The organism is Actinomadura sp. NPDC049753, from assembly GCF_040674655.1.
GTDB lineage: Bacteria > Actinomycetota > Actinomycetes > Streptosporangiales > Streptosporangiaceae > Spirillospora > Spirillospora verrucosospora.
This window is the reverse complement of record NZ_JBFARL010000248.1, coordinates 1-10,704: the sequence shown is the minus strand read 5'-3', so window position 1 is coordinate 10,704 and position 10,704 is coordinate 1. Positions and strand designations below refer to the sequence as shown.

Annotated in this window: 9 protein-coding genes and 1 riboswitch; of the genes, 8 read left to right on the top strand and 1 reads right to left on the bottom strand. The window is 73.8% G+C overall.

Features of this window, described 5'->3' with window-relative positions:
* From AB0K37_RS36820 to AB0K37_RS36790, 7 genes are all read left to right on the top strand, one after another.
* Positions 1–433, top strand: a 433-nt coding sequence (locus AB0K37_RS36820; protein WP_363989350.1) for a DUF881 domain-containing protein, incomplete at its 5' end; no start/stop codon positions are given.
* Positions 434–455: 22 nt separating this feature from the next.
* Positions 456–788 (top strand): small basic family protein, encoded by a 333-nt coding sequence (locus AB0K37_RS36815; protein WP_179848850.1) that lies wholly within the window; start codon positions 456–458, stop codon positions 786–788.
* The gene (locus AB0K37_RS36810; RefSeq protein ID WP_363989347.1) at positions 785–1,561 is read left to right on the top strand and encodes a DUF881 domain-containing protein; all 777 of its coding nucleotides are present in this window, start codon (positions 785–787) and stop codon (positions 1,559–1,561) included. Before AB0K37_RS36815 ends, AB0K37_RS36810 begins: the two co-directional genes overlap by 4 nt.
* Before the next feature lie 309 nt (positions 1,562–1,870).
* The gene (locus AB0K37_RS36805) at positions 1,871–2,401 is read left to right on the top strand and encodes an FHA domain-containing protein (protein ID WP_179848852.1); all 531 of its coding nucleotides are present in this window, start codon (positions 1,871–1,873) and stop codon (positions 2,399–2,401) included.
* 39 nt (positions 2,402–2,440) lie between these two features.
* The gene (locus AB0K37_RS36800; protein ID WP_363989344.1) at positions 2,441–3,172 is read left to right on the top strand and encodes a MerR family transcriptional regulator; all 732 of its coding nucleotides are present in this window, start codon (positions 2,441–2,443) and stop codon (positions 3,170–3,172) included.
* 142 nt (positions 3,173–3,314) lie between these two features.
* Positions 3,315–3,785 carry a bifunctional nuclease family protein gene (locus AB0K37_RS36795; protein ID WP_067886188.1) on the top strand — a complete coding sequence of 157 codons (471 nt, stop codon included), beginning with the start codon at positions 3,315–3,317 and terminating at the stop codon, positions 3,783–3,785.
* A 321-nt stretch (positions 3,786–4,106) separates the two neighbouring features.
* Entirely contained in the window at positions 4,107–4,712 is a 606-nt protein-coding gene (locus AB0K37_RS36790; RefSeq protein ID WP_345183957.1) for a MerR family transcriptional regulator, read from the top strand.
* Positions 4,713–4,716: 4 nt separating this feature from the next.
* Here AB0K37_RS36790 and AB0K37_RS36785 read toward each other — a convergent pair whose 3' ends face one another.
* The gene (locus AB0K37_RS36785; RefSeq protein ID WP_363989340.1) at positions 4,717–7,191 is read right to left on the bottom strand and encodes a lysylphosphatidylglycerol synthase transmembrane domain-containing protein; all 2,475 of its coding nucleotides are present in this window, start codon (positions 7,189–7,191) and stop codon (positions 4,717–4,719) included.
* 271 nt (positions 7,192–7,462) lie between these two features.
* Positions 7,463–7,557: riboswitch (glycine riboswitch) on the top strand.
* A 170-nt stretch (positions 7,558–7,727) separates the two neighbouring features.
* Between AB0K37_RS36785 and gcvP the strand changes: the two genes are divergently transcribed.
* On the top strand, positions 7,728–10,598 hold the full coding sequence (gene gcvP / locus AB0K37_RS36780) for an aminomethyl-transferring glycine dehydrogenase (RefSeq protein WP_363989337.1): 2,871 nt from the start codon (positions 7,728–7,730) through the stop codon (positions 10,596–10,598).
* Positions 10,599–10,704: the final 106 nt, after the last annotated feature.

Genomic DNA, 10,704 nt, shown 5'->3' with positions numbered 1-10,704 from the left:
GAGCGGGACCTCGCGCTGCCTGTCGGCGAGATCGGCCCGGACGCCTTCGATGATCTCGTCCAAAACGCTCAAGGTCGCAGGCCCCCTATTTCAGGACCTCCAGGTCCTGGTGAACGGGCTGTGGGCGGCGGGCGCGCGGGCCATCGGCGTCAACGGCCGGCGGCTCACCCCGACCACCGCGATCCGCGCCGCCGGTGAGGCGATCATGGTCGACTACCGGCCGCTCGCCGGGCCCTACGAGGTCACGGCGGTCGGCGACCCCGGGCGGCTGCGGGCCGCCTTCGCCGGCTCGCCCGCGGACCGGCGGCTCGCGGCGCTGCGCGACCGGTTCGGGGTCAGGTACGGCACGCGCCGCTCGGACGAGCTGCGGCTGCCCGCCGCGGGGGCGGTCCGGCTGCGGTACGCCGTCCCCGGCGAGAGGGGCGGCCGGTGAGCGGGGGAGGAGGGAGCCGGGAATGATCGCGCTGATCGGGCTCGTGGTCGGCGTCACACTGGGCCTGCTGATCCAGCCGGACGTCCCGCTCTGGCTCCAGCCCTACCTGCCGATCGCGATCGTGGCGGCGCTCGACGCCATGTTCGGCGGCGTCCGGGCCAGGCTGGAGGGCATCTTCGACGAAAAGGTCTTCACGGTCTCCTTCGTCAGCAACACCGTCATCGCCGCACTGATCGTCTTCCTCGGGGACAAGCTCGGCGTCGGCTCGCAGCTGTCCACCGGCGTCGTGGTCGTCCTCGGCATCCGGATCTTCTCCAACGCGGCGGCCATCCGGCGGAAGCTGTTCGGCGCATGAGCGGCGGCGAGGCCGCGCAGAAGGCCGCACCGGAGGAAGGGCGGGCCCCGGAGAACGAGGGGCCTCCCGAGGACGGGCGGGTCCCGCCCGCGCCCGGAGGCCTGCGCGCCCTCGCCGATCTGCTGCGCCCGCGCGTCAGCCCCGGGCAGCTCGTCGGCGGGCTCCTGTGCCTCGTGCTGGGGTTCGCGGTCGCCGCCCAGGTGCGCTCGACCGAGCGCGACACCACGTTCGCCACCGCGCGGCAGGACGAGCTCGTCGGCACCCTCGCGGACCTGGGCCAGCGCTCCGAACGGCTGAGGGGCGACCTGCGGGACCTGGAGGAGACGAAGGCCCGGCTGGAGCGGGACGCCGAGGGCGGAACGGCTCTGGAGGAGGCGCGCGAGCGGGCGACCACCTACGGCCTGCTGGCGGGCACGCTCCCCGCCGAGGGCCCCGGGATCGAACTGCGCATCGACGACCCCGGGCGCGGCGTGAAGGCCCTGAACCTGCTGGACGCCCTGGAGGAGCTCCGCGACGCGGGCGCCGAGGTCATCCAGGTCGGCGACGTGCGCGTCGGCGTCGACACCCACTTCCTGGACGACCGCGACGGCGTCCGCGCGGACGGCAGGCTCCTCACCGCCCCGTACCGGTTCCTGGCCATCGGCGACCCGCACACGATGACCACCGCGCTCAACATCCCGGGGGGTCTCGTCCGCACGCTGGAGGGCGCCGGGGCCCGCGTCCTGATCACCCGGCGCGCGAAGGTGGCCGTCGGCGCGGTACGGTCTCCCTAGAGGGGACGGGGGGACGGTAAACCGGGCACCGTGCCGGGACGTCGTGATCGCGGCGGTCCGCGCGGCGGCATGGACCTGCGATCATCGTCGAATGTAGTTTGGTGCAGCCGGTTCACCGTTCCGGTTGACCCCTCGGGTGATAGCCGCGTAAGTTGCGGCGACCGTCGCGTGAGCGGGCGGTGAAGCTGGACCGTTGCCGGGGCGGATCCCCGGCGTGGGTTGGGTGAAGGATGCGCGTGGCGCAGGCGGCCCCCGCTACGGCGGGCGGTCCGCGGGCGGCACGCCGATGGTAGGAGGCCGAGCCGATCGATGCCGAGCGTCTACTGCACGCAGTGCGGTCACGCCAACCCGGATGATGCCCGCTTCTGCTCGAACTGCGGCACTCCGCTGAGGAGTTCGGCGCCGCCGCCTCCCCGGGAGTCGCCGGGCGAGTCCACGTCCACGATCTCCATCGGGGGGTTCGAGGCGCTGGACACCGACGCCGGCGCCGAGGAGCCGGTCGGGCCCGACCAGATGGCGATGGAGGCGCTCCCCCCGGGCACCGCGCTGCTCGTCGTCAAGCGCGGGCCCAACGCCGGCAGCCGCTTCCTGCTCGACAAGGACCGCACGTCCGCCGGACGGCACCCCGAGAGCGACATCTTCCTGGACGACGTCACCGTCTCCCGCCGGCACGCCGAGTTCGCCCGGCAGGGCGGCGTGTTCTCCGTCCGGGACACCGGCAGCCTCAACGGCACCTACGTCAACCGGCAGCGGATCGACCAGGCCGGGCTGTCGGGCGGCGACGAGGTCCAGATCGGCAAGTTCCGGCTGGTGTTCCTCACCAACCCGGCCCACGGCTGACGGAACGCGGCGAGGTCGCGGCGAACGATGGGAGGGCCCTTGAGCGCGGAGCCGGCCCGGTCCCCGATGACCATCGGGGACGTCCTCGGGCTGCTCAGGACGGAGTTCCCCGACATCACGATCTCCAAGATCCGCTTCCTGGAGTCCGAGGGGCTCGTCGAGCCGGAGCGCAGCCCCTCCGGCTACCGCAAGTTCGGCGAGGCCGACGTCGAGCGCCTGCGGTACGTCCTCACCGCGCAGCGCGACCACTACCTGCCGCTGCGCGTCATCCGGCAGCACCTGGAGGCGCGCGACCGCGGTGAGAGCGTCCCGCCGCCCGGCGCGCGCCGCCCCGGCCCCGCCGAGCCGGAGCGGCGGCGCCCCCGCACGCTCGTGGCCGCCGACACCACCGCGGCGGAGCCCGCCGTGCGGCTCACCCGCCGCCAGCTCCTGGACGGAGCCGGGATCGACGAGGCCCTCCTCGCCCGCCTGGAGGAGTACGGGCTCGTCCGCCGGATCGGCGCGCACTACGAGGGCGAGGCGCTCAACATCGCGCGCGTGGCCGCCGCGCTCGGCGAGTTCGGCTTCGAGGTCCGGCACCTGCGCGCCGTCAAGGCCGCCGCCGACCGGCAGGTCGGCCTGATCGAGCAGATGGTCGCGCCGCAGCTGCGCCGCCGCAGCCGCGGCGCGCACGAGCAGGCCGCCGAGACCGCGCGGGAGATCGCCGCGCTGTCGGTCCGGCTGCACGCCGCGCTGGTCGGCGCGGGCCTGCGCGAGAGCCTCGACCACTGATCACCCGGCCGGTGGAGGATTTTGCCCTACCCCGCGCGCCGCGAGCTGTCCGAGCCTGGGTGTACGTTGGCTACATGGTTCGGTCAGGAATCGATCCGCTGCACGTGGTGATCGAGACAGCGAGAACCAGCAGGGAGCCGCAGTGAAGCAGATGGAGGTCGTCGGCGTCCGGGTCGAGATGCCCTCCAATCAGCCGATCGTCCTGTTGAAGGAGACGGAGGGCGATCGCTACCTGCCCATCTGGATCGGGGCGGTGGAGGCGACCGCGATCGCCTTCGCCCAGCAGGGGGTGCTGCCCGCCCGGCCCCTCACCCACGACCTGTTCCGCGACGTGCTGGACGCGCTGAGCGTCCAGCTCCGCACGGTCAACATCACCGCGCTGCGCGAGGGGATCTTCTTCGCCGACCTCGTCTTCTCCAACGGCGTCGAGGTGAGCGCGCGCCCGTCCGACTCCATCGCCCTCGCGCTGCGCACGGGGGCCACGATCTTCGCGAGCGAGGACGTCCTGGAGGAGGCCGGCGTCGCCATCCCCGACGAGCAGGAGGACGAGGTCGAGAAGTTCCGCGAATTCCTCGACACGATCTCCCCTGAGGACTTCGGCCGCGCCGGTTAGGCCTCTCCCCGCACCCCGGGGCGAGTGGCCGCTGTGCCGTATGTCACTCTGGAGTGCGAGATCATGCGATCGGGCGAATGGTCGCCCATTGCGCCGGACCTGGCGGTTTTTGCGGGGGAACCATCGGGGTATGGACCTGCGTGGGTGACGAAGGTGCGCAGTTTGCCCACGTGAAGCCGGTTCATCCGGGCATGCGACGCGCCGACGATGAACGTTGACCACACCCTGACCGGCACCTACCGTGCTGGTGGAACACCCGTGGTGTTATTCGTCAAACCCCCTTGACGAACTGCTGCGGGATGATAGAAGCCGGAGGTCCGCGTGGCGGTGAGCAGCGGCGAGGGCAAGGCGACCCCCGACAGGCGCGTGGCGTCCCGCCGTGCCGGAGAGCAGGGCCTGCTCTTCGACACCCAGGTGTCGGCGCCGCCGGAGGACGTCGGCTACCGCGGCCCGACGGCGTGCGCCGCGGCGGGCATCACCTACCGGCAGCTCGACTACTGGGCCCGCACGAAGCTGGTGGAGCCGAGCGTGCGGTCGGCGCAGGGGTCCGGCAGCCAGCGGTTGTACAGCTTCCGCGACGTCCTGGTCCTGAAGGTCGTCAAGCGGCTCCTGGACACGGGCGTCTCGTTGCAGCAGATACGCACGGCCGTCTCCCACCTGCGCGACCGCGGCGTCCAGGACCTCGCCCAGATCACCCTGATGAGCGACGGCGTCAGCGTCTACGAGTGCACCTCTCCCGACGAGGTCGTCGACCTCCTCCAGGGCGGCCAGGGCGTGTTCGGCATCGCGCTCGGGCGGGTGTGGCAGGAGGTGGAGGGCAGTCTGGCGGAACTGCCCGCTGAACGCGCCTCCACCGGCGACGAGGACCCCGCCGGCCACCACCACGACGAACTGGCCGACCGGCGGCGCGCCCGCCGCACCGGCTGACCCCTCAGAGCGCCTCCTTGCGCTGCAGGTAGGCGAACGCCCCCCACCCCGGCAGGACCGGCAGCCACAGCGTCAGGAGCCGGTAGAGCAGCACCGCCGACGTGGCCGTCTCCGCCGTCAGCCCCGAGATCGTCAACGCCAGCGTGAGCGCGCCCTCGACGGCGCCGAGCCCGCCCGGCGTCGGAGCCGCCGACCCCACCGCGTTCGCGGTGAGGAACACCAGCACCACCGTCGTCCACGGCAGCGACCCGCCGAACGCCCGGATCGAGGCGTCCAGGCACAGCGTGAACGCCAGCGTCAGCAGCAGGGTGCCGCCCATCCCGGTGGACAGCTTCTTCGGCGACTGCAGCACGTCCACCAGGCGCGGCACCACGCCCGAGAACATGGCCCTCAGCCGCGAGGCGACCACCCGCCGCACCCGCGGCACCGTCAGCGCGAGCCCCGCGAGCAGCCCCAGCCCGAGCACCGCGAGCACGATCGTCCGGGACGGGGCCAGGTCCTGCGTCGCCTTCGCCGTCGAACCGGTCAGGAACCCGAACAGCACCAGCAGCAGGATGTGGGTGACCATCCCCACGAGCTGGGAGGCGCCCACGCTCGCGACGGCGAGGGCGGGCCGGACGCCCGAGCGCTGCAAGTAGCGCGTGTTGACGGCGACGCCGCCCACGGCCGCCGGCGCGACCAGCTTCACGAACGACGCCGCCAGCTGCACCAGGACCGTCCGCCACAGCGGCAGCCGCTCGGGGACGAATCCCATCAGCATGAACGCGGCGGCGACGTAGGTGAGCGCCGCCGCCCCCAGGGCCGCCGCCACCCAGTGCCAGCTCGCCGTGGCCGCCAGGTGGCCGATGTCCAGGCTCGTCACCTGGGGGATGACGATGTACGCCGCGACCGACAGCGCCACGATGCTGACGATGGTCCGGGGCCGGAAGCGCTCCAGCTTGGCCGGGGGCGCCTCCGTCTCCGGCTTCAGCCGGACGATCTGCTCCCGGATGCGGGTCAGCAGGTCCTTGTGGTGCCGCAGCGCGGTGCGGGTCGCCCGCGACAGCGCCACCCGCTGCAGCAGCGGCACCGCCCCGCCGAGGGCCTCCTCGCCCAGCACCGGCGCCGCCGTCCCCACCGCCCGCTCTGGCCCCGCGCGCAGCGCCAGGGTCGTGAGCAGCTGTGCGAGGTCCAGGCGCAGCGCCAGGTCGCCGGCCGCCGTCTCCCCGAACCGCAGGTCGGTCAGGTAGGCCAGGCCGTCGTCGCCGACCAGGACCGCCTCGCCCTCCAGCCGCCGGTGCGCGAGCCGCCCCGCCTGCAGCGCCCGGAACTGCCGCCACACGTCCGCCAGCAGCTCGTCGGTGATCTCCGCGTCGGGGACGTCCCCGAGCCGCCGCCCCGGGACGTGCTCGTAGGCCAGTAGCGCCGCCTCGGTGCCGACCTCGCACGTGCCGACGAGCCGTGGCGTCCGGGCGCCCGCGGCGTCCGCCGCGTACGCCATCAGCGACTCCAGCTCCAGGGACCGGCGCAGCGACCGCAGCGTCCGCCCCGTCGTGGCGCCGCGCAGCCGGAGCAGCCGCCAGACGCGGTAGAGCAGCCCGGCGGTCTGCTGGTCGCGGTCCAGGACGCGGACCTCCACGTCCCAGTCGCCGTGCGGCCCCCGGCCCGCCGGGAGCCGGGCGCCGTGCCCGCCCTGCGGGGAGGGGGCGAGGGCGACGCCGTAGCGGCGGGTCTCGTCGGCGTCGTGCGTGCCGTCCAGGCGCGCCGCCCGCCGCGGGTGCAGCCCGAGCCGTTCGAGCGCGGCCACCACGGCCGTCCCGGACGGGCGCGGGTTCGGCGTCCCGACGGCGTAGAGGGTGCCGTGGCCGATGGCGCGGCCCAGCAGGTAGGTGGCCGCCAGCGCGGCGACGGAGGCGTAGGACGCGGTCAGCCCCGTCAGCGCCGCCAGGCCGATCATGGTCCAGGTCGCGGCCTGCCAGCGGGCGCGGCCCGCCATCCCGACCGCGCTCACGAACGCGATCACCGGGGCGATGTCGGTGTGCACCGGCGCGGTCTCGGTGCCGCCCCAGATCAGCGAGTCGAGCACGCCGCCCGGCGCGGCCCGCACCACCAGGTCGTCCAGGCCCACCGTGATCCCGAACGCGATCATCGCGGCCAGCAGCGCGATCGCGACGCGCATGCCGTCCTTGTGGAACAGCCGCTCGATACCGAACGCGATCGGCACGGCCAGCACCCCGAAGCTGGACACCAGCGTCGCCAGCGTCAGCAGGAGCCGCGGCGCGTGCGCGGTGCCCTGCGCGATGTCGGTCTGCAGGCCGTGGGTGGTCTGCTGCGCGATCGACACCAGCAGCATCACCGCCGCCAGCCCCACCACGGACGCCGCGAACCGGATGGCGTCGGAGGGCCGGCGGATCCGGTACGGCTGGGCGGGCTCGTCGACGGGCGCGCCGGCCGCCGCACCCTGCGCCGGGCGCACCGCTCCGTCGTGGGTCCGTGTCACGCCGTACCGCCGCCCTGACCATCCGCCATCGTGATCAGCGTCCCAGACCCGGCGGCGCGCCGTCGAGTCGCGGGGCCGCCGCCGGGACGCGCGTCCATCCCGCAGCCTCATCTCCCCGCCCCCGTGCGGCCCGGGGCCGTCGCGCCCCAGGTGAGTCAGCACATGGTACTCGCCGGTAGACCGCCTGCGCCGGAGGGCGGGGCCCCTTCCGGCGGGCCGGAACGACGTCGGGGACGCGCCTTTGGGTAGGGTTCGACCTAGGACATGCCGTCAACCCTGTGCGGGAGAGACCCCACGCCGCCAGCGTGGGGCGCCGAAGGGGCAACCTCCCCGGAACCTCTCAGGCAAAAGGACCGCACGGGCGAGGCACCTCTGGAAAGCAGGCGTCGGTCCCCGCGCGCGGGGAAGGGCGGCTCACCGAAGGGGAAACCCCGCCGCGCGGGTGAAGCTCTCAGGTGCCATGACAGAGGGGGAGAACGGCCGCCGGCCCGCGCCGGCGGCGCACCTGAGCGACCGCAGCAGCCAGGAGGCCCTCCATGACCGCCCAGTTCTTCGCCCCTGTGGCCGCGCCGCAGCATCCCCGGTCGGCGTTCGCCGACCGGCATGTCGGCCCCTCGCCGGACGACCAGGCGCGGATGCTGGCCGCCATCGGCTACTCCGGCGCCGAGGCGCTGATCGACCACGCGGTCCCCGCCGCGATCCGCACGTCCCGTCCGCTGGACCTGCCGCCCGCGCTGAGCGAGACCGCCGCGCTGGACCGGCTCCGCGAGCTCGCGTCCCGCAACACCGTCCTGACGTCCATGATCGGGCTCGGCTACCACGGGACGACCACGCCCGGCGTGATCATGCGGAACGTGCTGGAGAACCCGGGCTGGTACACCGCCTACACCCCCTACCAGCCGGAGATCTCCCAGGGGCGGCTCGAAGCCCTGCTGAACTTCCAGACGATGGTGGGCGACCTGACCGGGCTGCCCGTCGCGAACGCCTCCATGCTGGACGAGGGCACCGCCGCCGCCGAGGCCATGGCCCTCGCGCACCGCGTCTCCAGGCGCAAGGAGCCCGGGACGTTCCTCGTCGACATCGACACGCTCCCGCAGACGATCGAGGTCGTCCGGACCCGCGCGATCCCGCTCGGCATCGAGATCGTCATCGCCGACCTGTCCCGCGGCCTTCCCGACGGCGACTTCTTCGGCGTGCTGCTGCAGTACCCGGGCGCGTCCGGCGCCGTCCGCGACCTGGAGCCCGTCATCGCGCAGGCCCACGAGCGCGGCGCCAAGGCCGTCGTGGCCGCCGACCTGCTGGCGCTGACCCTGCTGCGCCCGCCCGGCGAGTCCGGCGCCGACATCGCGGTGGGCTCCGCGCAGCGGTTCGGCGTCCCCTACGGGTTCGGGGGGCCGCACGCCGGCTACATGGCGGTCGGCGAGGGCATCCAGCGCCAGCTCCCCGGCCGGCTCGTGGGCGTGTCCGTCGACGCGGACGGCGCCACCGCCTACCGGCTGGCGCTGCAGACCCGCGAGCAGCACATCCGACGCGAGAAGGCCACCAGCAACATCTGCACCGCCCAGGTCCTGCTCGCCGTGATGGCGAGCATGTACGCCGTGTACCACGGCCCCGAGGGGCTGGCCGCGATCGCGCAGCGGACGCACCGCCGGGCCGCCGAGATCGCCGCGGGCCTGCGCGCCGCCGGCGTCGAGGTCGTGCACGACTCGTTCTTCGACACGGTCCTGGCCCGCGTGCCGGGCCGCGCCGCCGAGGTCGTCGCGGCCGCGCGCGAGCGCGGCGTCAACCTGCGCCCGGACGGCCCCGACCGGGTCGCGGTCGCCTGCGACGAGACGACGCTGCCCGCGCACGTCACCGCCGTGCTGGAGGCGTTCGGTGCGACCGCGGCGGGCGAGGTCCCCGAAGCGTTCCCGGACGCCCTGCGCCGCGAGAGCCCCTACCTGACCCACCCCGTCTTCCACGCGCACCGCTCCGAGACCGCGATGCTGCGCTACCTGCGCAGGCTCCAGGACAAGGACATCGCGCTCGACCGCTCCATGATCCCTCTCGGCTCCTGCACGATGAAGCTCAACGCCACCGCCGAGATGGAGCCGATCACCTGGCCGGAGTTCGCCGCGATCCACCCGTTCGCGCCGCTCGACCAGGCCGCCGGCTACGTCGAGCTGATCGGCGAGCTGGAGGGCTTCCTCGCCGAGATCACCGGGTACGCGAAGGTCTCCGTCCAGCCGAACGCCGGCTCCCAGGGCGAGCTGGCCGGCCTGCTCGCCATCCGCGGCTACCACGCCTCCCGCGGCGAGGAGCACCGCGACGTCTGCCTGATCCCCTCCTCGGCGCACGGCACCAACGCCGCCAGCGCCGTCATGGCCGGGATGCGGGTCGTCGTCGTCAAGTGCGACGAGGGCGGCAACATCGACCTCGACGACCTGCGCGCCAAGCTCGGCAAGCACGGCGACCGGCTCTCGGCGATCATGGTCACCTACCCGTCCACGCACGGCGTCTTCGAGGAGACGATCACCGAGGTGTGCGCGGCCGTGCACGAGGCCGGCGGCCAGGTCTACGTCGACGGCGCCAACCTCAACGCGCTCGTCGGCCTCGCCCGCCCCGGCGAGTTCGGCTCGGACGTCTCCCACCTCAACCTGCACAAGACGTTCTGCATCCCGCACGGCGGCGGCGGCCCCGGCGTCGGCCCGATCGGCGTCCGCGAGCACCTGGCCCCGTTCCTGCCCAACCACCCGATGCGCGAGGAGGCCGGCCCCGGCACCGGCGTCGGCCCCATCTCCGCCGCCCCCTGGGGATCGGCCGGCATCCTGCCGATCTCCTGGGCCTACATCGCGATGATGGGCCCGGACGGGCTGCGCGCCGCCACCGAGGGCGCGATCATCGGCGCCAACTACCTCGCCGCCCGCCTCGCCCCGCACTACCCGATCCTCTACACCGGCCGCGACGGCCTCGTCGCGCACGAGTGCATCGCCGACCTCCGCAAGATCACCAAGGAGACGGGGATCACCGCCGAGGACGTCGCCAAGCGCCTCATCGACTACGGCTTCCACGCCCCGACCCTGTCGTTCCCCGTCGCCGGCACCCTGATGATCGAGCCCACCGAGTCCGAGGACCTCGCCGAGCTCGACCGGTTCTGCGACGCCATGATCGAGATCCGCCGGGAGATCCAGCGCGTCGCCGACGGCGGCTACGACGCCGAGGACAACCCCCTCAAGAACGCCCCCCACACCGCCGCCTGCCTCGTCTCCGACGACTGGAAGCACGCCTACACCCGCGAGGAGGCCGCCTACCCCCTCCCGTCCCTGCGGGAGAACAAGTACTGGCCGCCCGTCCGCCGCATCGACCAGGCCTACGGCGACCGCAACCTCGTCTGCTCCTGCCCGCCCCCCGAAGCGTTCGAGGACTGACGGTGTGTATTTGGTGGAGATCACCGTCCGGACCCCGCTCACCGGCCCCGAGACCGCCGACCCCGCGACCGCCCGGCTCGCGCTGGCCCCCCGCGGCGGCGGGAAG

Bases quoted from the DNA above. Each gene is read 5' to 3' on its own strand.
- AB0K37_RS36815 (WP_179848850.1), top strand. From the start codon at position 456: ATGATCGCGCTGATCGGGCTCGTGGTCGGCGTCACACTGGGCCTGCTG.
- AB0K37_RS36810 (WP_363989347.1), top strand. From the start codon at position 785: ATGAGCGGCGGCGAGGCCGCGCAGAAGGCCGCACCGGAGGAAGGGCGG.
- AB0K37_RS36805 (WP_179848852.1), top strand. From the start codon at position 1,871: ATGCCGAGCGTCTACTGCACGCAGTGCGGTCACGCCAACCCGGATGAT.
- gcvP (WP_363989337.1), top strand. From the start codon at position 7,728: ATGACCGCCCAGTTCTTCGCCCCTGTGGCCGCGCCGCAGCATCCCCGG.